Raw genomic sequence first — 25,937 nt, forward strand, 5'->3', positions numbered from 1 at the left:
CTTCAGCCCTCTTCCCGCGCCAGATCCCGCAGGGTGCGGCGGATGATCTTGCCGGTGGTGGTCATCGGCAGTTCCTTGATGAAGGCGATCTCGCGCGGATATTCATGCGCCGACAGGCGCTGGCGCACATGGTCGCGGATCGCCTCTTCCAGCTCCGGAGAGGGCTTGTGCCCCTCGGCCAGCACCACATAGGCCTTGACGATTTCCGTGCGCAGCGGGTCCGGCTTGCCGATGACGGCGGCCAGCGCCACCGCCGGATGGGTCAACAGGCAATCCTCGATCTCGCCGGGGCCAATGCGGTAGCTGGCAGAGGTGATGAGGTCGTCATCGCGCCCGGTGAAATAGACATAGCCATCGGCGTCCATCTCGCCCTGATCGCCGGTCGTCATCCAGTCACCGATGAATTTTTCCGCCGTGGCCTCCGGCTTGTTCCAGTAGCTGAGGAACATCACCGGATCGGGGCGGCGGATGGCGATCTGTCCCAGCGTGCCGGGCGGCAGGGGATTGCCCCCCTCATCGATCACCGCCACCTCATGGCCGGGAATGGCAACGCCGATGGCGCCCGCCCGGCTGATGCCGAGCCCCGCGCAGGAGCCGAGCACCGCGTTGCATTCGGTCTGGCCGTAGAACTCATTCACGGGCAGGCCCAGCTCAGCCTTCGCCCAGTCATAGGCCTCACGGCCCAGCGACTCGCCCGCAGACCCGATGCTGCGCAGGGCAAGGCGGAAGCGCCTGCCGGGGCTGTCCACCGCCCGCAGCATCTTCAGCGCCGTGGGCGGGATGAAGGCATTGCGCACGCCTTCCCGCTGCATCAGCGCAAAGGCGGCCTCCGGGTCAAACTTGCGGGCCGCATTGGCAATCACCGGCACGCCCAGATGCAGGGCCGGGAACAGCGCATTCAGCAGCCCGCCCGCCCAGGCCCAGTCGGCCGGCGTCCACAGCAGGTCGCCCGGCTGGCCGAGAAATTCCTGCGACAGCTCGATGCCCGGCAGATGGCCCAAGAGCACCCGGTGGCCATGCAGCACGCCCTTGGGCTGGCCGGTGGTGCCGGAGGTGTAGATCATCAGTGCCGGATCATGGAGGCTTGATGCTACGGTGGTGAAGCTGTCCCGCGCCTTTGCACACAAGGCAGAAAGGCTCTCGCTGCCGCTTTCCGGCGCACCGGTGGTGATCAGCAGCTCCAGCCCCGGCAGATCCGCCTTGAGCGGCAGCACCTTGGCAAGGCCCTGATCATTGGTGATCAGCGCCCGCGCACCGGAATCGCCCAGCCGGTAGCGCAGGGCCTCGGGGCCGAACAGGGCCGCCAGCGGCACGGCAATGGCGCCCATGCGGTAGATGGCGAGATGGGCAATCGCCGTCCAGGCGCATTGCGGCAGCAGCAGCGCCACCCGGTCGCCTTGCGATATGCCTTTTGCAGACAGAGCGTTGGCAAGCTGTGCAGAGGCGCGCTCAAGCGCCGAGTAGCTCCAGTCCGTGGCCTTGCCGTCCTCGCCGATCTCGCGGATGGCCAGCCGGTCTGCTTCGGCGGCGGCCCATGCCTCGCAGGTGGAAGATGCAATGTTGTAGCGCTCGGGCAGCTGCCAGGTGAACTGGCGCCGCAAGCTGCCGAAATCTTCTGCCCGCTGAAGCATGGCCTTGTCCCGTCACAAACCGGAGGCGGAGCCTATCCCCCTCCGTGCTGCGGTGCAATAACCTTGGTAAAGCTGACAGCCCACCGGGCCAAAGGTTGGGTCAGTTCAGCTGCACCAGTGCAAGGTTGAGCGCCGTGGCAAAGCTGACCCATGCGGCATAGGGCACGAAGAGCAGGGCGGCCAGCCTGTCACGACCCAAGCCCACCCCGATGAAGGCGAGGATCGCGGCCAATAGCGCCAGAATGATGCCGAGCCCCGCATCCAGCCGGTGCAGGGTGAAGACGGTGGGGCTCCAGGCGAAGTTGAGCACCATCTGCAGCACCCACAGCCGGAACAGGGTGGAGCCTGCGCCGCCCCCAAAGCTGCGCCAGCCGGCAATGCCGATGAGGATGTAGAGCACGGTCCAGGCTGGGCCGAAGAGCCAGTTGGGCGGGGTGAAGGAGGGTTTGGCGAGACTGGCATACCAGTCGCCGGGCAGGTTCGTGGCGCCGATCAGCAGCCCGCCGCCGACGCTGATGAGAAGGAAGACGGCGAGAAGGGGGAGCGGTGGCTTGCGTGTCATTACGTGTCTCCAGAGGTTTGGAAATGGGGTTCGCGTCCCGTTCCGTCTGTTCCCTCAGATCAGTCAGCACCGGCGTGGCGGGCTGCCGCGCTCATGTCTCCTCCATGGCCTCGACATAGTACCAGCGGCCGGATTTCTTGCGGAAACGGCTGAGTTCCCGGTGTATGTGCAATTGTGCACAAGACAGATAACGCGCCTCGAACAGCACCGTTCCATCCCGGTCATCCGCTCCGCCGCCGGTGGTCTGCAGCACCTTGAGCCCCGTCCACCGGCTCTCCGATGCCCAGCGGGCGGTGGCCGCCTCGTCAAAGCCCGGCTGATATTTCGGCCAGAGCGTGTCCTTCAGATAGGCGATGTCCTGCATCACATAGGCGCTATAGCGCGAGCGCATCAGTGCCTCCGCCGTCCCCGCCACAGCCTTGCGCGCCAGCACCGGCCCGCAGCACAGCGCAAGGGCCTGGCCGGAACCGCAGGGGCAGGGGGATGCATCAGTCATGAGGGGAGGCCCGCAATGGAAAGGATCAGGGGCTGATATCTAGCGCGGATGGGAGGGGGCGTCGAGGTGGGCAAAGCTGACGATCTTTTGTAAAAGCGAGTATTTTAAAATCGATATTTTTATTGAAGAATTGTTCCGGTCATCTGAATGAGAAATCCGATAAAGATCATAACCAGTCCCCTCTTCCAATACATAAATCTTGCCATTGTTTCTGTTTCTTTTTCGTTTTCATCGAATAAATCTATATCGTTGTCTTCGGTTAGTTCTCTCATTATGTGGGAGGGTGGCCCGTAGGGATATTTTTCTTCGTCTGTGTAAAGCGTAAGTATATCTGACCACTCGTCATCAATGAATATTCGGGCTAATCCAGCCACATCAATTAGCATTCCGCTTATGATTAGAGTCTTTGCATTTAGGTATATTATAGAGTAAATAATCATTACTATAGATACTAGTATGGAAATTTTAATTGATGCTCTTGCTTTTTTGATCAATTCGAGTCGATTTTCCGTAATTCGAGATAGTAAAATTGAAAAAATAATTCTTGCCAACACTCTTTCTGCTTTGTCGTAATAAATCTCAATGTATTTTATGGCATCAGATAGGATGTATTTGTTCATATTTGGTGGCCTGCTATTTTTTGTGCTATTTTGTGATTTTTCTTGATGAAACTCAACCTTGATTTGTGTCTACGTGATATATTTTGTTTTGCCTGAACAGGAACCCTTCCATTTCGTCCGGGTCGAGAGGTGTTGCGCCTTCAGGCTCCGTAAACATCAGGGTTTCTCCCAGAAGTCCGAAGGCCTCTCACGCAATATCTCGCTGCTCAGCCGGCCGATCTCGGCCTGAATCTGGTCTTGGGTGAGGGATTGCTGTTCCAGTGCCATATGTGCACTGGCGCGGCGGATGATGCTTTCTGCCTTGCTGCGGGCCTGGGCTTCGAGCATCTCTTCCACGCTGCCCTCCGGCACGATGGCGTAGACGAAGCGCCCGCCCAGAGCCCTGGCCAGTTTCTCCATGTGCTGCAGGGTTACGCCGCCCTCCAGTTCCTTGCGTTCTGCCTGATAGACCGCCGCCTTTGTCACGCCCAGCCGCCGCGCCAGCGCTGGAGCGGACATGCCGAGAGCCTTGCGCATGGCCGCAATCCAGCCTCCGGCAGGAGGGGGCACCTGCCCGAGTTGCTCTCCGGCCCGGTCCAGAAGCCTTGCATACTGGCGCATTGCGGTGTCTTTGACGCTTGGCATGGTATATTCATCCATATTCTTTCTGATAGTGAAAGAGTATGGATTGATATCCATTATGTGTCAAAAGGGATATGCATCGATATATGAACGGTGATGGCGCCGTGCTTGGGCGTCAGAAGGCAATCAGATTTGCCCATGCGTGCTTATGGCAGGCCGCGCAGAATGGGCGCGCAGGTGGCTGGACCTGCCGCGTCACAGATTTGAAACTGAATGGAAAATCAAAATAAAGAACCTGCTGGTGGAGCCGAGGGGAATCGAACCCCTGACCTCTGCAGTGCGATTGCAGCGCTCTCCCATCTGAGCTACGGCCCCTGAGCAGGTGGCGGAATTTAGGAGGGGCTCCGAAGATCTGTCAAGCACGTGGTTCTACGCCCTGCCGTTTCCTGCTGGTGCGGTTCGGGCGCGTGTTCAGGCCCGTCCCGGAGACGCTGCGTGCAGGTCAGGGGGACTGCAAAGGCCCGTCACTTAATCCTGTTCAAGATGATGCCTTGCGGCGGCACCTGTGCGCCGCTACATCATGCAGAACGGAACGTCATTGCAAAGCGGAACTTAATCATGCTCGCCATTCTGAATGTGGTCATGCTGGTCTTGCAGCTTTATACCTACGTGATCATCGCCAGCGCGATCTTCTCGTGGCTCTATGCCTTCAATGTGGTGAACACGAACAATCAGTTCGTGGCTACGATTGGACAGACGCTCTATGCTCTCACCGAGCCGCTGCTGCGCCCGATCCGCCGTGTGGTGCCTTCCGTCGGCGGGCTGGATCTTTCGGCCATCGTGCTGCTGCTGCTGATCTTCCTGCTTCAGAACGTGATTTCAATTTATCTCTATCGTCTTTTTTCGTGATGGCGGGGCCGGAACGGCCCTGGCGTCCGGTCAAGGGCGGGGTCAGCGTCGATGTGCGCCTGACGCCGCGCTCCGGTCACGACCGGGTCGATGGCCTGTCGGCGCTCTCAGATGGCCGCCAGGTGCTGGCGGCGCGGGTGCGGGCCGTGCCGGAAAAGGGCGCGGCCAATGCCGCGCTTGAAGTGCTGATGGCCAAGACCCTCGGCTTGCCGAAGTCCGCCGTGGCGCTGCAGGCGGGCTCCACCGCCCGCATCAAGACGCTGCACGTCTCCGGCGAGCCCGAAGCGCTGATGGCAGCGCTTGAGGCGGTGTGCGGCGGGTGAGGCGTTCGCGCAGAGCGGCGATCAGTCTTCGATCTTGCGCGCTTCGTCCGGCAGCATGATCGGGATGCCGTCCTTGATCGGATAGGCCAGCTTGGCGGCGCGGGAGATTAGTTCCTGTGCATTGGCATCATATTCCAGCGTGGTCTTGGTCAGCGGGCAGACGAGAAGCTCCAGCATCTTGCGGTCGATCTGTCTGGCACTGTGTGAAGCGGCGGTTTCCGTCATCTGGGCGTTCCAGTCTTTCGAGGCTTATTGAAGGGTCGGGCCACCCTCATGGCCTGCGCTGCGCGCCAGGTCAATCTCGGTGATGGCGACAAGTGTTTCGGCGCGGGTCTTGAGGTCGGCGGCTTCCAGCATGGCCTGCTTTTCCGCCGGGCCGTAGGGACTCATCATGCACAGGGCATTGACGAGCACTTCCGTCTCGGCCCGCTCCACACTGTCCCAGTCCGCTTCCATGTCATGGGCGTCGAGATAGGCGCGGAAGGCGCGCAGGAGGCCTTCCCGGTCCACCTCGCCTTCGCCGCGGCCGGTCTCCAGATCGGGCAGATAGGGCAGGAAGTCACAGGCCACCTGCCGGAAGGGCGTCATGGCCGGAAGCTCTTCGGCGATGCGGAAGCGGGCGATCCCCTGAAGCGAGATCAGATAGCGGCCGTCGCCGCTTTCCTGAAACGAGGTGATCCGCCCGGCGCAGCCGACGCGGGACAGCGCAGGCTTTGATCCGTCCTGCACGTCAGTGATAGATGGCTGCACCATGCCGATGAGCCGCTGGCCGGCGAGCGCCGCATCCACCATGGCCAGATAGCGCGGCTCGAAGATGTTCAGCGGCAGCTGGGTGCGCGGCAGCAGCAAGGCGCCGGGCAGCGGAAAGACGGGCAGCGTCGCGGGCAGGTCCTTGATACTCGTGTAGCTCGCGTTTCCCGCCTTCATCGTGTCACCTCGCATGGATTGTCCCTTGGCGGACAAACGCCCGCCAAGGGACATATAGGTCAGGAGAACAGCACTGACGACAGCTTGCGGCGGCCATAATTGGTGGCCGGCTCCTTCGGGCCCCAGGCCTCGAAGAACTGCAGCAGCTGCTTGCGTGCGCCATCCTCGTTCCAGCTGCGGTCGCGGCGGATGATGCCAATCAGCTGATCGACGGCACCCTGATGGTCGCCGCGCCCGTTCAGCGCCAGCGCCAGATCGAATCGGGCCTGATGGTCATCCGGATTGGCTTCCACCTTTGCCTGCAGTCCGGCAAGGTCGCCCAGCTGTTCGGCCTGTTCGGCCAGATCCAGTGCGGCAAAGGCGGCGATGACAGCGGCGTCCTTGCGGGCCTCTTCCGGGATCATCTCCAGCGCCTGCCGGGCGCGGGCCAGATCCCCGGCGCCCAGATAGCAGCGGGCAAGACCGGCAAGGGCGCGGGTGTTGGCGCCGTCCATCTGCAGCACGCCGCCGAACATCTGGGCGGCCTGACCGTAATCCTTGGCCTCCAGCAGGGCCTCGCCCTCGGCCAGATAGGTGTCCACCGGCGAGGCAGGGGCAGGGCCCGCCACACGCTCGATGAAGGCCTTGATCTGGCCTTCCGGCTGGGCGCCCATGAAGCCATCAACCGGCTGGCCGTTCTTGAAGGCAATGACGGCCGGGATCGACTGGATGCCGAGCTGCCCCGCCACTTCCGGATGATCGTCAATGTTCATCTTGGCCAGCAGCACGGCGCCCTTGGCGGCCTTGACGGCGGTTTCCAGTGCAGGGGTCAGCTGGCGGCAGGGGCCGCACCAGGGGGCCCAGAAATCCACCAGCACTGTCTGGCTGCGCGAGGCTTCCAGAACAGCCTTTGCAAAGGTGGGGGTGGTGACGTCGAAGATCAGATTGTCTGCGCCTGCCGCCTGAGCTGGCGCCTGAGACTGGCCCTGCTGGCTGCCATAGCCGGAGCCGCCGTAGCTGCCGCCAAAGGAGCCGCCGGCCTGACCGCCCATGCTGAAGTTTCCACCGCTCATCGTCGTTTTCCCTTGTCGTCACAAGGACGGCTCAACAGCATGGCGCGTGAGCCGTCAGGAGTTCGCTTTGTCTTTAACATGGCGCGGCGGCGGGGGAATTACAAACCCTGCGCCTTCGCCTCTTCCGTGACCGCCAGCACCTGCGGCTCATGCCCGCAGGCGCGGGCAAAGGCCAGCAGGCCGTCGCGGGAAATGGTGGTGGTGGCGTCGTTCGACAGCGGGTGGAAGTTCAGCACCTCGTGCTGCATCATCGCCGCGTCAAAAATGGGCGTCACGCGCTGCGCTTCCCGGTCGTTGTAGAGGCCAAAGGGCGTGACGGAGCCCGGCACCACACCAAGGCATTCCATCAGCTGGTCAGCATTGCCGAAGGAGACGCGGCCCTGTCCGCCGATCAGCGTGTGGATCTGCTTCAGATCCACCGTGGCATCATGCAGCACCACCACCAGAAAGATGCGGCCCTTCTTGTCCTTCAGGAAGAGGTTGCGCGTGTGGGCGCCGGGGATCATGGCATGCACGTCTTCGGATTCCGCCACCGTGAACACCGGCCGGTGATCCGTGGTGCTGGTTTCAAGCCCAAGATCATCCAGAAATGCCAGCAGCTCGCTGCGTGTTGCCATCATGCCGTCTCCCGCTCTCCGGCCGCCGCTGGGGCCGCAAAATCGCTCTCTTTCCATGCTTCTAGCTGATCAGGGTCTTGCGCGGCAAGGCTTCCGGGGAGCAGGCAAATGGCGCGCCGCGGCCTTCTGTCCACAGCTCGTCCACACGGCGGAAAAAGCCGTAGCCGGGTCAAAAAAGCCTGTTGCATTCGCAGGCGGCTTGGTTCATATACAGCCCACCTCAGCGGCGGGCCTTCGCAAGGCGGCTTTCTGCGGCGCTTAAGCGGGCGTAGCTCAGGGGTAGAGCACAACCTTGCCAAGGTTGGGGTCGTGGGTTCGAATCCCATCGCCCGCTCCAGTTTCCGGTCAATCGGTAATCTGGTCCAGCGTCATTGAGGATACCCATCCGGCTTGCCGGATTTGTGCGGGCGTAGCTCAGGGGTAGAGCACAACCTTGCCAAGGTTGGGGTCGTGGGTTCGAATCCCATCGCCCGCTCCAGTTTCGAAAAGGGCTGCCGCAAGGCGGCCTTTTTTATTGTCCGCACAGGCGTCCGCAAGTCCGTGCGGTGCGCATTGGCAACAGCTCGTTAAAATTACCTTTTTGGTAATCTCTTTATCGCAATTTGCCCTATAATCGGTCCCAATCAGTAGTTCGTTCAGGACAGACCCCGCCCATGATGCGCAAGTTCGCTCTTCTCGCCCTGACTTCCGCCCTTGCCGGCAGCGCTCTTCCGGCTGTTGCCCAGGATTATTCCTACGGCTCGTCCGGCGGTGGTTCCGGTCATCAGTATGTCCTCGACCTTGGCGTCGGCGCCCTGGTCAAGCCGCGTTATGATGGCGCAGACACCTATCTCGTTTCGCCGGTGCCGCTGATTTATGTCAGCCGCTTCTATCTGCCGATTTTGGGGCAGGTGGCAGACGGGCAGGCGCGCACGGGCATCTATTTCTATCCATCCTTCAACTTCATCGGACAGCGCCGTCCGACCGATACATCCAAGCTCAGCGGCACCCGCAAGGTGGACTGGGCACTGGAAGCAGGCCTGGGTGCCGGTTTCCAGGGCGAAGGGTTCCGGGTGTTCGGCGAGCTGCGCCAGGGATTCAACGGTCACAAGGGGCAGGCCGGTCAGATCGGCGCTGACCTGATCATGAAGCCGATGCCGAAGCTGGAGCTCAGCGCCGGCCCCCGCCTTGGCTTTGCCTCCAGCCGCTACATGGACACCTACTTCAGCGTTTCGCAGTCAGAGGCCCGCGCCAGCGGCCTGAACGAGTTCCGCGCCAGCGGCGGCTTCAAGAGCATCGGCGTTGCCTCCCGCGCCAGCTATGATCTGACGGATCAGGTGAAGCTGCATGTGGAAGGCGGTTATGACCGGCTGATCGGTGATGCGGCCCGCAGCCCGATTGTCCGCAACCGCGGCAGCCGCAACCAGTACACCATCGGCACCGGCGTCACCTACCGGTTCTCGTTCGACGCATTCTGAGCTGGCTCATGTGCCGGCAGAAATGAAAAAGGGCCGTCCGGTGGCGGCCCTTTTGTTTGTTTTCCGGCGGCTCACGAACAGGGTTTGAGCGGGGGCATTCCGTCAGGCAGTTCAGTGCGTGCGTCACCGCACAGGTTGATCATGCGCTTGGGGTCAAGCCCGCGCACATTCTGCAGCTTTGCACCCGGAAGCCTCGTGTTGCGCAGCAGGGCGCCCGTCAGATTGGCGTTCGAGAGATCTGCACCGGTCAGATCGCCACTGGTGATGCGCGTGCCGCTCAGATCCGCATTGCGGAAACTGGCATCCACCGCGATGATCCGGTCAAGATCGGCATAGGGCAGGCGGGCATTGTCCAGCATGGCGCTGCTGAGGTCGGCGCGCTCCAGATCCGCGCCATCCATCTTGCTGCCGGTGAAATTGGCGCCGATGGCTATGCTGCGGGTCAGTGTGGCGCTGCGCAGATCCGTGTTGTCCAGCTTGGCGCTGGTCAGCACCGCATCATTCAGATCCGCGTCCCGCATGTCTGAGCCGGACAGCCTTGCCTTGATCAGGGATGCTTTCTCCAGATCCACGCCGCGCATGGAACTGCGGGTCATGTCGGCCCCATCGAGGTTGGCGCGCTCCAGCTCCGCCCGGCGCAGGTCAGCACCGGCAAGCCTTGCACCGGTGAGAATGGCCTCCTTCAGATCGGCCTCGCGCAGGTTGACGCCGGTGAAATCCGGCATGTCCAGCTTCAATGCGCGCAGGCTTTCAAGCTTGAGGTCGCAGCCGGGGCAGCCATTTTGTGCGGTAATCTGATCGAACTGCGGGGCTGCAGCCTGTGCAAAGGCGCTGTCAGAGCCCTGAGGCAGCAAGGCGAGGGCCGGCAGGATGAGCGCTCCTGCAAGTTTCGATGTCAATCGCAGTGCCATGTCCAACCTCCTGCGCCCCCGGGCCTCTTTTAGCCCTCACCGGGCCGGGCGCAAAGCACAGAGTTGCACACCAAGACATCTTGTCCCGGTCTGCATTTCAAGGATGGAGGGGGAGAGTGCTGCGGGCCGGAAGGAAGTAGCGGGTCGCAGTGCCACTTCCTTCCGTCCGCAATCGCTGACGACGCACAACCTGACAATCAGCTTCCCGACATTAGGATTGGAGTGGTTTCCAAAAGGTTTTCTTTGTCGATAAAACTGATCTTCGTGCGTTTTATTTGGTTTAATGATGTTTATCTTTGTTATTGATTTTATTATGCATGGCAAAATGCGAATTCCAGTTAATTTCTATTAATCACTGGAACTCCGAGCGCAGATCGACAGTCGAGCGTTCGCCTACGGCATCGTAATTGCGCTCCACCCAGTCTGCTGCGGTCTTGCGGCCGATGGAGAACAGCTCCTCGATAAACGCCCATTCCGCATTGGACTTGGAGGAGGCCTGCAGCGGCTTCAGGGCTTCTCCGTCGATGCGGTGGAAATTGACCTTCTTGTAGTCCTCTTCATTCAGCTTGCCTTCGTTCAGAAGGCGCAGCACGAATTCGATGGACCGCATTTCGCGCAACAGCGTGGAATTGAAGGTGATCTCGTTCATCCGGTTCTGGATTTCGCGGGCCGTCTTCGGGGTTTCCTTGCGCTCGATCGGGTTGATCTGCACCAGCAGCAGGTCCTGCGTGCCGGTCTCGTAGAACAGCGGATAGAGCGGCGGGTTGCCCATGTAGCCGCCGTCCCAGTAGGGCACGCCGTCGATCTCCACCGCCTGGAACACCTGCGGCAGGCAGGCCGAGGCCATCACGGCATCGGCTGTCAGCTCGTCTCCGCTGAAGACCTTGATCTTGCCGGTGTGCACATTGGTGGCCGACACAAACACCCGCACACGCCCGCAGGCGCGGACGGAGTCAAAGTCGATGATCTCCTTCAGCACCTCATGCAGCGGATTGATGTTGAGCGGATTGAACTCGTAGGGCGAGGCAAAGCGGGAGATGAGATCCATGGCAATGTAGCTCGGCGAGAAGTCGAGGCTCCACTGGCCAAGGGCCATGTCCAGCGGCGAGCGGCGGATCGGGCTGAGATAGGCGTGCTGGCTCACCTTCTTCCAGAAGGTCCGCAGGCGCTCCCGGGCACCCTCCACGCCCCCCTCGTGCAGGCCGCAAGCCAGGGCCACCGCATTCATGGCGCCTGCTGAAGTGCCGCTGATACCGTCAATCTCGAAGCGGTCATCTTCCAGAAGATAATCCAGCACCCCCCAGGTGAAGGCGCCATGGGCGCCGCCCCCCTGAAGGGCCAGATTGATGACCTTGCGCCCCGGCGCGGATTTGCGCGGCGGGACTTTCCGCTTTCTGGCCTCTGTCATTACTGGGCCGTCCAGCCGCCATCGACGGGCAGCAGCGTGCCCGTGATGGACTTTGCTGCATCCGAACACAGGAAGACGGCAACTGCCGCGACCTCTTCCACGGTGACGAATTCCTTGGTCGGCTGGGCCTTCAGCAGCACCTCGCGCTTGACCTCGTCCTCGGTCATGTTGCGCGCCTTCATCGTGTCGGGAATCTGGGCCTCGACGAGGGGCGTCCAGACATAGCCCGGGCAGATGGCGTTGACGGTGACGCCCTTTTCGGCAGCTTCCAGCGCAACCGTCTTGGTCAGCCCGGCAATGCCGTGCTTGGCGGCCACATAGGCGGACTTGAAGGGCGAGGCGACTAGCGCATGGGCGGAGGCGGTGTTGATGATACGGCCCCAGCCACGCGCCTTCATGCCCGGCAGGGCGGCGCGGATGGTGTGGAAGGCGGACGACAGATTGATGGCGATGATCGCGTTCCACTTGTCGACCGGGAACTCTTCGATCGGCGACACGTGCTGGATACCGGCGTTGTTGATCAGGATGTCGACGCTGCCGAATTCCTTCTCTGCCGTTGCGATCATGGCGGCGATTTCGTCGCCCTTGGTCATGTCGGCGGGCGAATAGATGCAGCGGACGCCGAAGTCCTTTTCGATGCCGGAGCGCTCGGCCTCGATCTTGTCCTTGTCGCCAAAGCCGTTGATCATCACATTGGCGCCTTCGGCTGCCAGCGCCCGCGCATAGGCAAGGCCGATGCCGGAGGTGGATCCGGTGATGACGGCGTTTCTGTTCTTCAGCATGTCTTTCAGGCTCCCTGACCTCATTCCGGCGGCAGCTTCACATGAAGCTGCCTTGCACTGCAACAACGCAGTTGCGCTGATGGGGTTGCGTGACAAATCGGTAATGAAAGCCTGAGCTTTTGCAGGGCGCTGCCCTGCCTGCTTGCAGCTGTCCGTCAGTGCTGGGCGAACATCGGATTGCCGGGGTTTTCGGCCCACAGCCGCTCGGCCACATCCTTGTAGGCGACAGTGACCACGGCAAGACCGATGGTGGTGGTGGTGATCTGCAGCAGTGCACCGAAGACAGACAGTATGACAGTCCCGAGAATGACCGAGCCTCCAGCAAGGATCTGATATCCGCCAGCCAAGGCAAGGCCTAGCAGCAGGAATACAGGGATGCTCAGCAGAAACGATGCCACGAGCATCGGTCCCGCATACCCTCTGCTGATGCGGAAGGCTTCCATCACCGGCAGGCGGTGACCAACGGCCGAGGCCGGCACAATGAAGCTGATGCGGTACATCAGAACAGCAATCAGAAAGAAAAATACTACAGTTATGACCATCATGGTTTGGTCCTGGAAGACTTCACCAAGCTGCATCGACACCAGAATGAAGCCCAGGATTGGCGTCAGCACGATCAAAAAGGTCTGTAGCATGCGGCCCAGCACCCTTAGCTCATAGATGCCGAAGCGTAAGTAGATGAGATCGGGCTGTTCCCGCAGCAGGCCAAACCGGTGCCAGCCGCTGGCGATGGAGGCGCCGCTGACCAGCGTCAGCACTAAACTGGCCAGGGCAAGAATGATATTCAGGCCGGGGACGTCTTCGCTTGCACCTTCCAGAGCACCGGCCACAAGCATGATCACCATCCACGCGCCGGCAATGCGGAAGGCGATGTTGATGTTCTGGCGGATCAGGGTCGCTGACTGATGCAGGATATCCGAATACATGGGGGCTCCAGGCTGGTCTTGTCACTTGCAGGAAATGCCAAGTGCAATCATCAGGTCTATAGGCCGGTCCGGCGGGGCGGCGCAAGTGCTGCGCATCACAGTTTGCGGCGCTGATGCGCTGCATCGCGCCTTGCGTGCGGTTCTTGATTGCCCTTATGTGAGAGCCAATTTAATCAGGCCATGAACAGCGCCCGTCCCCGGTGCGGGCGGAGGGTGAATACGAGGTTGGCTGATCCGATGAGCGAGTATGTCCCGATGCGCCTGCCCAGGCGCCGGTCGGTTGCCGTGCAGGTGGGTTCCGTGATGGTGGGCGGCGATGCGCCCGTCGTCGTGCAATCCATGACCAATACGGACACGGCAGATGCCGATGCCACCGTGGCGCAGGTCGCCGCACTGGCGCGGGCCGGGTCCGAGCTGGTGCGCATCACGGTGGACAGGGACGAGTCTGCTGCGGCCGTTCCGCGCATCCGCGAGCGGCTGGAGCGCATCGGCATCAATGTGCCGCTGATCGGCGACTTCCATTATATCGGCCACAAGCTGCTGGCGGACCATCCGGCTTGTGCCGAGGCTTTGGCCAAGTACCGCATCAATCCGGGCAACGTGGGTTTCAAGGCCAAGCGCGATACCCAGTTCTCGCAGATCATCGATATCGCCCAGAAATATGACAAGCCGGTACGCATCGGCGTCAACTGGGGCTCGCTCGATCAGGAGCTTCTGACGAAGCTGATGGACGAGAATGCCGCCAGCGCCAATCCGATTGCCGCTTCCGCCGTCATGCGCGAGGCGATCATCCAGTCCGGGCTTCTTTCGGCCGAGCGCGCCGAAGGCCTCGGCATGGCACGCAACAAGATCATCCTGTCGGCCAAGGTCAGCAATGTGCAGGACCTGATCGCCGTCTATGCGGATCTGGCGGCGCGCTGCGACTATGCGCTGCATCTGGGCCTCACCGAAGCGGGCATGGGCACCAAGGGCATCGTCGCCTCGGCGGCGTCCATGGGCATTCTGCTGCAGCAGGGCATTGGCGATACCATCCGCGTGTCGCTGACGCCGGAGCCGGGCGGTGACCGCTCGCGCGAAGTGCAGGTGGCGCAGGAACTGCTGCAGGTGATGGGCTTCCGCGCCTTCGTGCCGGTGGTGGCGGCTTGCCCCGGCTGCGGGCGGACAACGTCCACCGTCTTCCAGGAGCTGGCCAGCGACATTCAGGAGCATATCCGCGTGTCGATGCCTGTGTGGCGCGAGCAGTATCCTGGGGTGGAGAACCTCAACGTCGCGGTGATGGGCTGCATCGTCAACGGGCCGGGTGAATCGAAGTTCGCCGACATCGGCATCTCGCTGCCGGGCACGGGCGAATCGCCTTCTGCGCCTGTGTTCATCGACGGCGAGAAGGTCATGACCCTGCGCGGCCCCTCAATCGCGGACGACTTCAAGGCCATGGTGCTGGGCTATATCGAGCAGAAATACGGCTCGGGCAAGCCGCTGGAATTGCCCTCCGCTGTGCAGGAGTGAGTTCGCCCTCCCGGCTGCAGTGCTGAAACAGGAGTTGCCGGAATGCTGAATGCGGTGAAGGACGGCGGCACAAAGCCGGCCATTCTGGTGATCACGTCACAGGTGGTGCGCGGCAGTGTCGGCGGTCGCGGTGCGGTCTTTGCACTGGAGCGTCTGGGCTTCCCGGTGTGGTATCTGCCGACCATCCTGCTGCCCTGGCAGCCGCTGGTTGGGCGTGGTCAGCGCATCGTTGCGCCGATGACGGATTTCGATGCCATCACGGCGGATCTGGCCGCGTCCCCCTTCCTGCCGGAGATCGGCGCGGTCATCACCGGCTATCTAGGCTCGCCCGAACAGGCCTCTGCCGTCGCCCGCCTCATCAAGGCGCTGCGGAAGGTGCGCCCCGAAGTGACCTATCTGTGTGATCCGGTGATCGGTGATCTGGAAGGCCTCTATGTGCCGGAGGCAACTGCTGCCGCCATCCGCGACGAGCTGGTGCCGCTGGCCGATATCTCGACGCCCAACCGTTACGAGCTGGCCTGGCTGACCGGGCGGCCAACCGATTCGGAGCTGCAGGCCCTGTCCGCCGCGCGGCATCTGGGTCCGGAACGGGTGGTTGTCACCTCGGCCCCGGCGATGCGGCGCAATTCCATCTCCAACCTGCTGGTGGGCAAGCGCGGCGCCGTTGCGGCCGAACACGCGGCCATCGACAATCCGCCCCATGGCACGGGGGACTTCTTCTCCGCCCTGTTCATGGCCCGTCTGCTGGAAGGCATGGATGAGGACGAGGCGCTGGTGCGCGCTGCCGCTTCCGTGTTCGAGCTGGTTGCCCGCACGGTGAAGCAGGGTGCCAACGAGCTGCTTTACGCCGCCGAACAGCAGACACTCTGCCGCCCCATGGCACTCGTCAGCACCCGCCGGGTGATGGAGAGCGCCGGCGCGCGATGACCGGGCCGGGCTCCATGTCTCAGGCCAGACGGGTAGCCGGGGTTGATGGCTGTCCGGCAGGCTGGATCGCGGTGATTCTTGACGAAAGCCTGACAGCGCAGCCGCAGGTGCTGGTGACGCCCCGCTTTGCGGATCTTCTGGCGCTTCAGCCCCGGCTTGAGGTTGTGGCGGTGGACATGCCCATCGGCCTGCCGGACCGGATCGGCCCCGAGGGGCGGGGGCCGGAACGGCATGTGCGCCCGCTTCTGGGCATGCGCCAGTCCTCGGTGTTTTCCGTGCCTTCCCGTGCCGCGGTCTATTGCGAAGACTACCGGGAAGCCTGCCGGATCGCGCAGGAAACCTCCGAGCCGCCGCGCAAGGTGTCAAAACAGGCCTTCCATCTCTTCCCGAAAATCCGGGAACTGGACAAGGCTCTGGCCGGTGAGCGGCAAGAGCGCGTGTTCGAGGTGCACCCGGAAGTGGCCTTCTGGCGGCTCAATGGCGGCGCGCCCATGAGCCTGCCGAAAAAGATCAAGAGCCGCATCAATCCGGACGGCATGGACGAGCGCCGCGCCTGTCTGGCCGCTCACGGGCTTGAGCCTGCGTTCCTGTCACAGAAGCCGCCGTGCGGGGCAGGGGCGGATGATTTTCTCGATGCCAGCGTCAATGCCGTCATGGCCCTGCGCATTCTGGCAGGTCATGCAGAGCCATTCCCGAAGGATTTCTCCCGCGACAGCTGCGGCCACCGCATTGCCATCTGGGCGTGAGATGCTGCGGGCCTAAGGCTTCACCTTCGGCGCCGTGGCGACGGTGGTCAGGTCCACCTGAGGCGGGGTGGCATCTTCTTCTTCGGAGCTGCCGAAGCTGAGCCAGCGCTTGAAGAAGCCTGGCTTCTGCTCGGCAGCCTGAGCCTCCGGGGCAAAGGCCGTTGCGGTCACGTCTGCTGCCGCTGGTGATGCCGGAGGAGTGGCTGCTGCCGTGCTGGCAACCGTCTCTGCGGGCTGGCCGGGCGCCTGCTCTGCCGCAACCGGCGTCTGGGCAGGCTTTGAAGCAAACAGGCTGGCAAAGACGCCACCGGTGGAGCCCGGGGCCGCAGGTGCACCGGCGGGAGCTTCTGCCGTTGCGGGCTCTGCCGGTGCGTCTTGCGCCGCCTCTTCCGGCTTGTCGTCGCTGCCGAACTTCGGATTGACGATGGCGGCGATCATGGCCGCCCGTTCCTTGGCCCGCTGTTCGCGTTCCGCCTCTTCCCGGATATTGGCCATCGCCACTTGGAAGGCCTCGGCGTCCTTCTTCTGCTTGGCTTCCACGGCAACACGGATGGCCTGCGGTACTTCATAGGCCGGGCATTGGGCCGTTGCGCGGAAGGGCACATTGGCCATCAGCGGCGTGGCGTTGAACACATACTGCTTTTCGCAGACATCGATCTTCGGTGTCTGTTTCGTCACTTCGAAGTGGTCATAGCCCACCTTCAGCATGCGCCAGAAGTCCATGTGCGGGCTGTCATTGTGCCGCGCCATGTTCTCCGCCGTCATGCGGAAGGGGAACGCCTGCACCTGGAACGACCGCTGCCCGCCCTTGAAGCTGTCCCGGGCCAGCGCATAGATGTCCTCGATCTGCGGATCGGTCATGGCATAGCAGCCGCGCGACGAGCAGGCGCCATGCACCATCAGATGCGTGCCGGTGCGGTTGTGCGACCGGTCATAGGCATTTGGAAAGCCCATGTTGAAGGCAAGGTGGTAGCTGGAGTTGGGGTTCATCAGTCCCGGTGTGATCTCGTAGAACCCCTCCGGTGCCTGCCGGTCGCCTTCCTTGACCTTGGGACCGAGCTCACCGGACCACTTGCAGATCTCGAAAGTTTCGAGCAGGGCAAAGCGGCCCTCCCGGTTCTGCTTCCAGACTTCAAGCGTGCTTTCTTCCTTGAAGATGCGGATCAGAATGGGCGAGCGCGCATCCATCTTCAGTTCGGTGAACTTCGCCTTGATGGCTGGGCGCACCTCGCGCAGATGCTTGGGGCCGAAGGCAACGTATTCATCCCCCGACTGGCAGCCTGCAAGAAGCGCGGCCAAAGCCAGAGCGCCAGCCAGGCGGATGACCTTGCGGGCTGTAGGTTTCGGAAAGGCAATCATGCCCATCTGCAGTCACACCTGAAAGAAAAGCTGCCTTGCCGCCGTCAGGAGCGGACAAAGCCATCATTCGCACAAGGGTAAGGTGCCGCCTTGTCTTCCGCAAGATGGCAGGACCATGCGGGATCATAAATCAGCGTAGAGAAAACAGGGGGATGCAGCGGATGAGGCCTTCTCATGCAAAAAAACCGGCACAGGTTGTCCTGCGCCGGTTTTTGAAGGTCACATCCGCGCAGCTTTCAGAGGCTGCGGCCGATGGCGAGGAACTTGTCGCGGCGCAGCTTGCGCACCTGATCAGCAGACAGGCCCTCGAAAGACTTAAGCGCCTCGTCAATCGCCTTGCCGGCGCGGTCGATGGCCGTCTCGCGGGCACGGTGGGCGCCGCCCGCCGGTTCCTCGATGATGCCGTCGATGATGCCGAGTTTCAGAAGATCCTGCGCAGTGATCTTCATGTTGGTCGCTGCTTCCTGCGCCCTTGCGCTGTCGCGCCACAGGATCGAGGCTGCGCCTTCCGGCGAAATCACGCTGTAGATCGCGTGTTCCAGCATCAGCACCTTGCTGGTGGCGGCAATGGCGATGGCGCCGCCCGAACCGCCTTCACCGATGACGGTGGCGATGTTCGGCACACCAAGGCTGAGGCAGCGGTCGGTGGAGCGGGCGATGGCTTCCGCCTGGCCGCGCTCTTCCGCGCCAAGGCCCGGATAGGCGCCGGCCGTATCGACGAAAGACAGCACCGGAATGCCGAACTGGTCGGCGAGATCCATGATGCGCACCGACTTGCGGTAGCCTTCGGGGCGGGCCATGCCGAAATTGTGCTTGAGGCGGGTTTCCGTGTCCGAGCCCTTTTCCTGCGCCAGAATGGCGACGGACTGGCCCCGGAAGCGGCCGAAGCCGGCAATGATCGCCTGATCGTCGGAGAACTTGCGGTCACCGGCCAGCGGCGTGAAGTCCTCGATGAGGCCCTGGATGTAATGGGCCGCATGCGGGCGGTCCGGATGGCGGGCCACCAGCGTCTTCTGCCAGGGGGTCAGCTTGGAATAGAGGTCATTGAGGGTCTGGCTGGCCTTGGCCTCAAGGCGGCCGACTTCCTCGTCCACGTTCACCGCTTCGCCGGTCGCTGCCAGCGCACGCAGTTCCTGGGCCTTGCCGATGATGTCGGCGACGGGTTTTTCAAATTCCAGATAGCTGTGCATGAACCGTTTACCTGATGGCCGCTGCAGTCCTGCCCGGAGGAGGCTGGACCCTTCGCGTGCCGTGTGTCCCGGGTCTAATGTTGTGGCGCGACACTGGAGAGCAAGATCCCATGAGTCAAGCGCGGCTGTATCAGGAGGTTAAGGATGGTGCAAGCGATCCCCGGCAAAACCGCCGGGGTCTGTCCTGAAAAGACCGGAAGTCCGGGCTTTCAACGGGCGGCCTGATCCTGTCCTGGGCCGTCGATGTTCAGCTTCGTGGCTTCCACGATCATCTGGCCGCTCGCCGTGGGCATGACGATCCGGTAGGGAATGAGCACGTCATTGCGGCCCATTGGCGCCAGCCAGGCTTCCATCTGGGCCTCTTCCATCTGCTTGACGGATTCCTTGCCCGGGCGGTGGCCTGCAATCGCCTTCCAGCGCGCGCCGCAGACGACGACAGGACCGTCATAGCCACGGCCGGAGACTTCCTTGATTTCCTTGTATTCCATCTGGATGTCGAAGCGGGTCCAGCCATCGAACACGGGGAGCTTGCGCTTGCAGGCGGCAGGCCCCAGTGCGTCCTTGCCCGTGGCAACCGGCATTACGGCGGCGCTCAGCGGGTCCATGGCGTTTTGCTGGTGCTTCCTGGTGATCTCGATGCGGTCCGGCACCGGCTTGAAGGGGGGCGCGGCCTCTGCCTCGCGGATGTTGCCGGAGCCTTGCGTCATCAGCACGTAGAAATCGCGGTTGGCTGCCTGCGAGGCCATGGAATATTTGGATGGCACCACCTTGCCCCCCACCAGCCAGCCGGTGGCTTCCGCCCCGCCGCGTCCGGTGGAGAACAGGCTGCCGATGCCGGCAGGCTCAAGTCCGACCTTGGCGGAATAGGCATTGCCCTGCAGCACGATGGACATGCTGCCCTTGCCGATGACAAGGCCGGCGACCGTGATGTCGTAGAGCCCGCCGATGCGGGCGGTTTTGGCGTCAGCGTCTGCGGAAGCCATCGAAACGGGCAGGGCGGCGGCGCAGGTGAGGGCGAGCGCACGAAGGGTGGCGGGCAAGGTTCCGGCCTTTCTGCTCAGTACATATCTCGACACGTCGAACCTCCTCGGCACCTCGTCCGGTGCCCGGTGACAACCTTTCCCGGCAGGAGCCGCCGCCCCGTTGCTGCCTGCCTGGCGAATTCTATCGGTGCTTCCGGCGCGGCTGGCGCGCAGCGGATGGCATCATCATGCCAATTGTTCGGTGGTATGGTAACCGCTTGGTTAATTTCCGGCATCCTGCATCGGATTTTGCAGCTTTCGCTTTCCTGAGGCGGTGAAGCCTTGACGCTGGCCGCCAAGGCCAGTATAGGGAGCCAGATTTTTCCGAAATGAGCCGGTTTTGATGTTGCCGGACCTCGCGGTCCGCTCCATACCGGCTGTAACCGTACCGGGTCCCAGCGGCCCCGGCCAGTAGAAAAAGGGTGATCCAATGGCACGCCGTTGCGAGCTTTCCGGCAAGGACGTCATGTCCGGGAACAATGTTTCCCACGCCAACAACAGGACCCGTCGCCGGTTCCTGCCGAACCTGTGCAACGTTTCGCTGATCAGCGACACGCTGGGTGAGACTTTCAAGCTGCGCATCAGCGCCCATGCCCTGCGCTCGGTCGAGCACCGCGGCGGCCTGGATGCCTTCCTCCTGAAGGCGGCTGACTGCGAGCTGTCCACCAAGGCACGGCTGATCAAGGCAGAAGTCAAGCGCCGTCAGACCGCTGCTGCTGCGGCCTGATACGGCCCGCTGCCGGATGAGCAAGGCAAACGCCATTTCCAATGGTGATATCGCCATCGCAGTCCTTGCGATGGCGATTGTCGTTGTGGCCTCCAATTTTCTGGTCCAGTTCCCGGTTGAGGGAACGGTGAGCGGCCTTGTGCTGGCCGACCTGCTGACCTGGGGTGCCTTCACCTATCCGGCTGCCTTCCTTGTCACCGATCTCACCAACCGGCGCTTCGGCCCTGCCGCTGCGCGCCGGGTGGTCTATGCCGGTTTTGTGCTGGCAGTTGCCCTTTCGGTGGTTCTGGCAACGCCGCGCCTTGCGGTGGCTTCCGGCTCGGCTTTCCTGATTGCCCAGCTTCTTGATGTGACGCTGTTCAACCGGCTGCGCCGCGCCGCTTGGTGGAAAGCGCCGCTCGTCTCTTCGGTTATCGGCTCGGTGGTCGATACGCTGATCTTCTTCTCGATTGCCTTTTCGCCGCTCTTCACCGGCCTGCTCGGCTATCATGATGACTTCGCCGTCGAAAACGCGCCGCTTTTCGGCATCTTCGCCGCGGAACTGCCGCGCTGGATTTCCTGGGCGCTGGGTGATCTGACGGTGAAGCTGGCGGTGGCGCTGTTCCTGCTGGCGCCCTACCGCATTCTCTTTGCGTTCATCCGGCCGATGCAGGACGCAGGTTCCGCGCCGCTCTCCCGCTGATCTTCTGTTTCAATCATCAAGCCTGAACCGCAGCAGCAGCGTGCGCTGCAGCAGCGAGCGGTTGTTGTCCGACATCAGTGTCAGGATCACGCGCCCGCCCGCGTCCTTGTGGACGGCCAGCGCTTCCATATTGTCGATTTCGTGCGACGGGCCTGCCTCCAGCAGGATTTCGCCCTTCAGTTTTGCGCCGGGGCGGATCTCGCTGCCCTTGAAGCGGCGCAGGCGCATGCCGATCCAGTCCTGCATGTTGAAGCGCCGCTCCAGCAGCAGCAGATCGCCATTTGGCAGGAACTCAGCCTCCGTGGCGTCGAACTCGCCGGAACGCTCTATCTCGAAACTGCCCGCCAATGGCCCGCCGATGATGAAGCCGGGCAGGGCGTTCTTCGCCGCATCCGGGTGGCGTTCACCGATGGCAACGAGACCGCCCTTCAGCGGGCTGGACAGGGCCGAGCCTGCCAGCGCCTCCGGCCCCTTGTTGCCGCGCAGCTTGCGGAAGCCTTCCGGCGTTTCCACCTGCGACAGGGCCTTGGCCTTGCCTGACGTCAGCGGCCAGGCAAAACGGTAGATGCGGTTGACCCGCTCCACGCTGACGAAGAGCTCCGTCCGCTTGCCGTTGATGCCAAGCGTCATGCCTTCCGTGTCCCAGGCCTTGCTGTTTTGCAGGACGGCGCCCTTCGGGTCGTGCGCAAGGGCAGTGCGGGCAGATGTGATGCCCAGCGGGCGCCCGTTGGCGTCCTGCTGCAGTTCGAAGGCGATCCAGCGGGCGTCGTCGGTCACCGCCAGATGGGACGCGCCACCCTCCAGCGTGATCAGGGCAGAGATGCCGCCATATTTCTTGGCAGGCAAGGAGAGATCCAGCCCGCCCAGAAAGGTAAGCTTGCCAAAGCGCGTTGCATCGCTGCCGCGCTGAAACTGGGTGATTGGCCGCGTGCGGATGGAGAGGCTTTCCCCGTCCTGCAGCAGTGGTGCGGCATGGGCCTCCGGAAGGCCTGCCGCACCCGTGAAGGCCAGCAGGATGGCGGCTGCTGCCGCCAGCCAGGTCTTCTTCATGCGCGCTTGCGCCGCCCGCGCTGGGGCACTGCGCCCACATTGGTGTCCTGGAACAGGTCGGCGAGTTGATCGGTCATGGCGCCGGCCAGTTCCTCCGCATCGATGATGGTCACCGCGCGCGAATAATAGCGGGTCACGTCATGGCCGATGCCGATGGCGATCAGTTCCACGGGCGACCGGTTCTCGATTTCATCAATGACAAACCGCAGGTGCCGCTCCAGATAGTTGCCCGGATTGACCGACAGGGTGCAGTCGTCCACGGGCGCGCCATCGGAAATCATCATCAGGATGCGGCGGTTTTCGGTCCGCGCCAGCAGGCGGCGGTGCGCCCAGTCCAGAGCCTCGCCGTCGATGTTTTCCTTGAGCAGGCCCTCGCGCATCATCAGGCCGAGATTGCGCCGTGCACGCCGCCAGGGCGCGTCAGCCGACTTGTAGATGATGTGGCGCAGATCGTTGAGGCGGCCGGGCTGGGCGGGCTTTCCGGCGGCAAGCCAGGCCTCGCGGGACTGGCCGCCCTTCCAGGCCTTGGTGGTGAAGCCAAGGATTTCCACCTTCACGCCGCAGCGCTCCAGCGTGCGGGCGAGAATATCGGCACAGGCGGCAGCCACGGTGATCGGGCGGCCGCGCATGGAGCCGGAATTGTCGAGAAGCAGCGTCACCACCGTGTCGCGGAAATTGGTGTCGCGCTCCTGCTTGAAGGCGAGCGGCTGCATCGGATCCGTCACCGCGCGTGTCAGGCGGGCGGTGTCGAGGATGCCTTCCTCAAGATCGAAATCCCAGGAGCGGTTCTGCTGGGCCATCAGCTTGCGCTGCAGGCGGTTGGCAAGCCGGGCCACGGCGCTCTGCAGGTTGACGAGCTGCTTGTCGAGGAAGGCGCGCAGGCGGTCGAGCTCGGCCGCATCGCAAAGATCTTCCGCCGTCACCACCTCGTCGAAGCGGGGCGTATAGACCCGGTAATCGGAGACCGGGCGGTTGCTCAGCGGGGCTTCGCGGCGCTGGTTCTCGCCCGGCTCCTCCGCATCCGCATCGAGGTCTTCCTGATCCATTTCCATGGAATCGGATTCGGAGGCTTCGGTGTCGCCAGCCTCCATTTCCTCGCCGGTCATCTCCGTTTCCTGCGGCATGCTTTCGTCGCCGCCGGTGTCTTCTTCCGCCTCGCCGCCGGTTTCCGCGTTGTCACTGTTGCCCTGATCGTCGCTTTCTTCGGGGTCGTCGTGATCGTCGTTCTCGTTTCCGGCCTCATCGGCCATGTCGAGCGCCTTCAGCACGTTGCGCATCTGGCCTGCAAAGGCAGCCTGATCCTCAAGCCGGGTGACGAGCCGGTCGAGATCGTTTCCGGCCTTTTGCTCGATCCAGCTGCGCCACATGTCGACAAGCTTGCCGGCGCTTGGCGGCGGCGGGGCGCCGGTCAGGCGCTCTCGGATCATCAGCGAAAGGGCATCGACCAGCGGCGCTTCCTCACGGCTGGTGACATCGGCAGAGCCAAGGCGGACGTATTTGTCGTCCAGCATGGCAGCGAGGTTGCTGGCAACGCCGGGCATGCGGGCCGCGCCCACCGCCTCGCAGCGGGCCTGCTCGACCGCATCATAGATCTGCCGCGCATCGGGGGCCTTCGGCGCGTGGCGCTGATGCACCTTCACGTCGTGGCAGGCCATGCGCAGGGCCATGGAATCACCCAGTCCGCGGGTGATCGTCAGCTCCCGCAAGCCCGGCTTGCGGGCCGGTTCGGGCAGGCGCGCCGCATTGGGGGCAAGGCCCGGGCGGTCACCGGAGAAGATGACCTCCAGTTCCGGATTGCCCGCAATGGCACGCATGGTGCCGGTGAGGGCCTGCTTGAAGGGCTCGGTGGGCGACTGCCCCTTGCCCCCGGCTCCGCTGTTGCTGCCCGGACCTGCCATTGCCTCAGCTCATGACCATGTTGATGGAGGATTCCGGCAGCTCTTCGCCGAAGCAGCGCTGATAGAACTCGCTCACCAGCGTGCGCTCGGTCTCGTCGCACTTGTTGAGGAAGGTCAGGCGGAAGGAGAAGCCGACGTCGCCGAAGATCTCGCAGTTCTCGGCCCAGGTGATGACCGTACGCGGGCTCATCACGGTGGACAGGTCGCCGTTGACGAAGGCGCTGCGGGTCATGTCGGCAAGGCGGACCATGCGCGACACGGTGTTGCGGCCTTCCGCGCCCTGGAAGTGCTTGGCCTTGGCCAGAACGATCTCCACCTCGTTGTCATGCGGCAGATAGTTCAGGGTCGTCACGATGGACCAGCGGTCCATCTGTGCCTGATTGAGCTGCTGCGTGCCGTGGTAGAGGCCGGAGGTATCGCCAAGGCCGATGGTGTTGGCAGTGGCGAAGAGGCGGAAATAGGGGTGCGGGCGCAGGACGCGGTTCTGGTCGAGCAGCGTCAGGCGGCCGGAGGATTCCAGCACGCGCTGGATCACGAACATCACGTCCGGGCGGCCGGCGTCATATTCGTCGAACACGAGGGCGACGTTGTTCTGGTAGGCCCAGGGCAGGATGCCATCGCGGAATTCGGTCACCTGCTTGCCGTCACGCAGCACGATGGCGTCCTTGCCGATGAGGTCGATACGGCTGATGTGGCTGTCGAGGTTGACGCGCACGCAAGGCCAGTTGAGGCGGGCAGCGACCTGCTCGATGTGGGTCGACTTGCCGGTGCCGTGGTAGCCGGTCACCATCACGCGGCGGTTGCGGGCAAAGCCGGCGAGGATCGCAAGGGTTGTCACGCGGTCGAACAGGTAGTCCGGATCAGCTTCCGGCACATATTCGTTGGCCGTCTTGTAGGCCGGCACGCGCAGGCTGCTCTGGAAGCCGAAGACTTCCTCGACGGAGATTTCGGTGTCAGGCTTGTTGTCAGCCACAGTCTTCGTATCAGTCATCGGTCCTCCGCTGCCACGGCCGGGCCGGGGTCAGGGTCGTTGGGGGGATGCCCGCGGAATGGCGGGCTAACAGAAACCGGCTTTCTTCAGGACGTTGTAGGCCTGAATGATTTCCCGCAGGCGGTCCTCGGAAGAACGATCCCCGCCATTGGCATCCGGATGATGCAACTTCACCAATTCCTTGTAGCGCGCCTTGATTTCGTCTCCGCGTGCCTCTCCGGGAAGATTGAGCACATCAAAGGACCGCTTTTCAAGGGCCAGTAGCTTTCTTGCGCGCGACACATGTTCGGCATTTTGCCGCGCATGGGCGCGCTGGCGGCCCGTGGCCCTCGGATCGAACCCGTCCGGTCCGTCCGCCGCCTGCCGGTTGACGCCCATTTTCCACGTGGGACGGTGGCCGGTGAGCGAATCCTTCTGATAGGCGCGCACCGCATCGTCGCTCATGCCGGAGAAATAATTGTAGGACTTGTTGTACTCGCGCACATGGTCGACGCAGAAATTGAAGAACATGCCTTCCCTGTCGCGGCCTTGCGGCGCGCGGTGGGTTCCGGGGCGGTTGCACCCCGGGAACTGGCAAGTGGGATAGGTGTCCTCTTCGAGCCGGTCCCTGTCCGGCTTCACGCGTATGCGGTCGAAGATTTTGGAATCCAGTTTCAT

Annotated in this window: 28 protein-coding genes and 3 tRNA genes; 10 read left to right on the top strand and 21 right to left on the bottom strand. The window is 62.8% G+C overall.

Going from position 1 to position 25,937, the window contains the following annotated elements; genetic code table 11:
- Window positions 1-2: 2 nt before the first annotated feature.
- The 6 genes from H163_RS0114645 to H163_RS0114670 all read right to left on the bottom strand — a co-directional run bounded on the left by H163_RS0114645 (window position 3) and on the right by H163_RS0114670 (window position 4,245).
- On the bottom strand, window positions 3-1,631 hold the full coding sequence (locus H163_RS0114645) for an AMP-binding protein (RefSeq protein WP_019965352.1): 1,629 nt from the start codon (window positions 1,629-1,631) through the stop codon (window positions 3-5).
- 100 nt (window positions 1,632-1,731) lie between these two features.
- Window positions 1,732-2,193, bottom strand: coding sequence for a TspO/MBR family protein (locus tag H163_RS0114650; protein WP_019965353.1), 462 nt, complete (start codon window positions 2,191-2,193; stop codon window positions 1,732-1,734).
- 91 nt (window positions 2,194-2,284) lie between these two features.
- Entirely contained in the window at window positions 2,285-2,689 is a 405-nt protein-coding gene (locus H163_RS0114655; protein ID WP_019965354.1) for a YchJ family protein, read from the bottom strand.
- 119 nt (window positions 2,690-2,808) lie between these two features.
- Window positions 2,809-3,309, bottom strand: a complete 501-nt coding sequence (locus tag H163_RS0114660; protein WP_026355876.1) for a hypothetical protein — start codon at window positions 3,307-3,309, stop codon at window positions 2,809-2,811.
- A 156-nt stretch (window positions 3,310-3,465) separates the two neighbouring features.
- The gene (locus H163_RS0114665; RefSeq protein WP_040679011.1) at window positions 3,466-3,933 is read right to left on the bottom strand and encodes a mobile mystery protein A; all 468 of its coding nucleotides are present in this window, start codon (window positions 3,931-3,933) and stop codon (window positions 3,466-3,468) included.
- Between the two features lie 236 nt (window positions 3,934-4,169).
- Window positions 4,170-4,245 (bottom strand) — tRNA-Ala (locus H163_RS0114670).
- Window positions 4,246-4,488: 243 nt separating this feature from the next.
- Here H163_RS0114670 and H163_RS0114675 point away from each other — a divergent pair.
- Together H163_RS0114675 and H163_RS0114680 are read left to right on the top strand one after the other, a co-directional pair.
- Window positions 4,489-4,779 (top strand): YggT family protein, encoded by a 291-nt coding sequence (locus tag H163_RS0114675; protein WP_019965357.1) that lies wholly within the window; start codon window positions 4,489-4,491, stop codon window positions 4,777-4,779.
- Complete coding sequence (locus H163_RS0114680) at window positions 4,779-5,102, top strand: DUF167 family protein (protein WP_019965358.1); 324 nt, start codon at window positions 4,779-4,781, stop codon at window positions 5,100-5,102. The genes H163_RS0114675 and H163_RS0114680 overlap by 1 nt, the downstream gene beginning before the upstream one ends.
- A gap of 21 nt (window positions 5,103-5,123) precedes the next feature.
- Here H163_RS0114680 and H163_RS0114685 read toward each other — a convergent pair whose 3' ends face one another.
- From H163_RS0114685 to H163_RS0114700, 4 genes are all read right to left on the bottom strand, one after another.
- Window positions 5,124-5,327: a Trm112 family protein gene (locus H163_RS0114685; protein WP_019965359.1), complete on the bottom strand. Its 204-nt coding sequence runs from the start codon at window positions 5,325-5,327 to the stop codon at window positions 5,124-5,126.
- A gap of 24 nt (window positions 5,328-5,351) precedes the next feature.
- Window positions 5,352-6,029 carry an LON peptidase substrate-binding domain-containing protein gene (locus H163_RS0114690; protein ID WP_019965360.1) on the bottom strand — a complete coding sequence of 226 codons (678 nt, stop codon included), beginning with the start codon at window positions 6,027-6,029 and terminating at the stop codon, window positions 5,352-5,354.
- A 59-nt stretch (window positions 6,030-6,088) separates the two neighbouring features.
- Window positions 6,089-7,081, bottom strand: a complete 993-nt coding sequence (gene trxA, locus H163_RS0114695) for a thioredoxin (protein ID WP_019965361.1) — start codon at window positions 7,079-7,081, stop codon at window positions 6,089-6,091.
- Window positions 7,082-7,179: 98 nt separating this feature from the next.
- Window positions 7,180-7,701 (bottom strand): prolyl-tRNA synthetase associated domain-containing protein, encoded by a 522-nt coding sequence (locus H163_RS0114700; RefSeq protein ID WP_019965362.1) that lies wholly within the window; start codon window positions 7,699-7,701, stop codon window positions 7,180-7,182.
- 259 nt (window positions 7,702-7,960) lie between these two features.
- On the opposite strand from H163_RS0114700, the gene H163_RS0114705 reads away from it, so the two are divergent.
- The 3 genes from H163_RS0114705 (at window position 7,961) to H163_RS0114715 (ending at window position 9,155) form a co-directional block, all read left to right on the top strand.
- A tRNA-Gly gene (locus H163_RS0114705) sits at window positions 7,961-8,035 on the top strand.
- A 66-nt stretch (window positions 8,036-8,101) separates the two neighbouring features.
- Window positions 8,102-8,176: transfer RNA gene (locus H163_RS0114710), tRNA-Gly, on the top strand.
- 175 nt (window positions 8,177-8,351) lie between these two features.
- On the top strand, window positions 8,352-9,155 hold the full coding sequence (locus tag H163_RS0114715) for a MipA/OmpV family protein (RefSeq protein ID WP_019965363.1): 804 nt from the start codon (window positions 8,352-8,354) through the stop codon (window positions 9,153-9,155).
- A 71-nt stretch (window positions 9,156-9,226) separates the two neighbouring features.
- Here the strand turns inward: H163_RS0114715 and H163_RS0114720 are convergent, their stop codons facing one another.
- From H163_RS0114720 to H163_RS0114735, 4 genes are all read right to left on the bottom strand, one after another.
- Window positions 9,227-10,066 carry a pentapeptide repeat-containing protein gene (locus tag H163_RS0114720; RefSeq protein ID WP_026355877.1) on the bottom strand — a complete coding sequence of 280 codons (840 nt, stop codon included), beginning with the start codon at window positions 10,064-10,066 and terminating at the stop codon, window positions 9,227-9,229.
- A gap of 352 nt (window positions 10,067-10,418) precedes the next feature.
- Window positions 10,419-11,474 carry a patatin-like phospholipase family protein gene (locus H163_RS0114725; RefSeq protein WP_019965365.1) on the bottom strand — a complete coding sequence of 352 codons (1,056 nt, stop codon included), beginning with the start codon at window positions 11,472-11,474 and terminating at the stop codon, window positions 10,419-10,421.
- Entirely contained in the window at window positions 11,474-12,256 is a 783-nt protein-coding gene (locus tag H163_RS0114730) for a 3-hydroxybutyrate dehydrogenase (RefSeq protein WP_019965366.1), read from the bottom strand. The genes H163_RS0114725 and H163_RS0114730 overlap by 1 nt, the downstream gene beginning before the upstream one ends.
- 155 nt (window positions 12,257-12,411) lie before the next feature.
- The gene (locus H163_RS0114735; RefSeq protein WP_019965367.1) at window positions 12,412-13,182 is read right to left on the bottom strand and encodes a hypothetical protein; all 771 of its coding nucleotides are present in this window, start codon (window positions 13,180-13,182) and stop codon (window positions 12,412-12,414) included.
- Window positions 13,183-13,419: 237 nt separating this feature from the next.
- Here H163_RS0114735 and ispG point away from each other — a divergent pair, with 237 nt between their 5' ends.
- From ispG to H163_RS0114750, 3 genes are read left to right on the top strand one after another with little or no spacing between them, the layout of a single operon-like run.
- Complete coding sequence (gene ispG, locus H163_RS0114740) at window positions 13,420-14,688, top strand: flavodoxin-dependent (E)-4-hydroxy-3-methylbut-2-enyl-diphosphate synthase (protein ID WP_026355879.1); 1,269 nt, start codon at window positions 13,420-13,422, stop codon at window positions 14,686-14,688.
- 42 nt (window positions 14,689-14,730) lie between these two features.
- Window positions 14,731-15,615, top strand: coding sequence for a pyridoxal kinase (gene pdxY / locus H163_RS0114745; RefSeq protein ID WP_019965369.1), 885 nt, complete (start codon window positions 14,731-14,733; stop codon window positions 15,613-15,615).
- Between the two features lie 14 nt (window positions 15,616-15,629).
- Window positions 15,630-16,361 carry a DUF429 domain-containing protein gene (locus tag H163_RS0114750; protein WP_026355881.1) on the top strand — a complete coding sequence of 244 codons (732 nt, stop codon included), beginning with the start codon at window positions 15,630-15,632 and terminating at the stop codon, window positions 16,359-16,361.
- Window positions 16,362-16,373: 12 nt separating this feature from the next.
- Here the strand turns inward: H163_RS0114750 and H163_RS22920 are convergent, their stop codons facing one another.
- The 3 genes from H163_RS22920 to H163_RS0114765 form a co-directional block, all read right to left on the bottom strand.
- A complete protein-coding gene (locus H163_RS22920) occupies window positions 16,374-17,720 on the bottom strand; it encodes a L,D-transpeptidase family protein (RefSeq protein ID WP_147290462.1) in 1,347 nt (448 codons plus the stop codon).
- Between the two features lie 236 nt (window positions 17,721-17,956).
- Entirely contained in the window at window positions 17,957-18,910 is a 954-nt protein-coding gene (locus H163_RS0114760; protein ID WP_019965372.1) for an acetyl-CoA carboxylase carboxyltransferase subunit alpha, read from the bottom strand.
- Between the two features lie 209 nt (window positions 18,911-19,119).
- The gene (locus H163_RS0114765) at window positions 19,120-19,986 is read right to left on the bottom strand and encodes a DUF3108 domain-containing protein (RefSeq protein WP_208975404.1); all 867 of its coding nucleotides are present in this window, start codon (window positions 19,984-19,986) and stop codon (window positions 19,120-19,122) included.
- 376 nt (window positions 19,987-20,362) lie between these two features.
- Between H163_RS0114765 and rpmB the strand changes: the two genes are divergently transcribed.
- Together rpmB and H163_RS0114775 are read left to right on the top strand one after the other, a co-directional pair.
- Window positions 20,363-20,659 (top strand): 50S ribosomal protein L28, encoded by a 297-nt coding sequence (rpmB, locus tag H163_RS0114770; RefSeq protein ID WP_019965374.1) that lies wholly within the window; start codon window positions 20,363-20,365, stop codon window positions 20,657-20,659.
- 16 nt (window positions 20,660-20,675) lie between these two features.
- A complete protein-coding gene (locus H163_RS0114775) occupies window positions 20,676-21,341 on the top strand; it encodes a VUT family protein (RefSeq protein ID WP_019965375.1) in 666 nt (221 codons plus the stop codon).
- A gap of 9 nt (window positions 21,342-21,350) precedes the next feature.
- On the opposite strand, the gene H163_RS0114780 is transcribed toward H163_RS0114775, so the two are convergent.
- The 4 genes from H163_RS0114780 to H163_RS0114795 all read right to left on the bottom strand — a co-directional run bounded on the left by H163_RS0114780 (window position 21,351) and on the right by H163_RS0114795 (window position 25,937).
- A complete protein-coding gene (locus tag H163_RS0114780; RefSeq protein WP_019965376.1) occupies window positions 21,351-22,391 on the bottom strand; it encodes an esterase-like activity of phytase family protein in 1,041 nt (346 codons plus the stop codon).
- The gene (cobT, locus tag H163_RS0114785) at window positions 22,388-24,289 is read right to left on the bottom strand and encodes a cobaltochelatase subunit CobT (protein WP_019965377.1); all 1,902 of its coding nucleotides are present in this window, start codon (window positions 24,287-24,289) and stop codon (window positions 22,388-22,390) included. Before cobT ends, H163_RS0114780 begins: the two co-directional genes overlap by 4 nt.
- 4 nt (window positions 24,290-24,293) lie before the next feature.
- Window positions 24,294-25,280, bottom strand: a complete 987-nt coding sequence (cobS, locus tag H163_RS0114790) for a cobaltochelatase subunit CobS (RefSeq protein WP_019965378.1) — start codon at window positions 25,278-25,280, stop codon at window positions 24,294-24,296.
- Between the two features lie 66 nt (window positions 25,281-25,346).
- Window positions 25,347-25,937: a J domain-containing protein gene (locus H163_RS0114795; protein ID WP_019965379.1), complete on the bottom strand. Its 591-nt coding sequence runs from the start codon at window positions 25,935-25,937 to the stop codon at window positions 25,347-25,349.

This window comes from Pannonibacter phragmitetus DSM 14782 (assembly GCF_000382365.1).
GTDB lineage: Bacteria > Pseudomonadota > Alphaproteobacteria > Rhizobiales > Stappiaceae > Pannonibacter > Pannonibacter phragmitetus.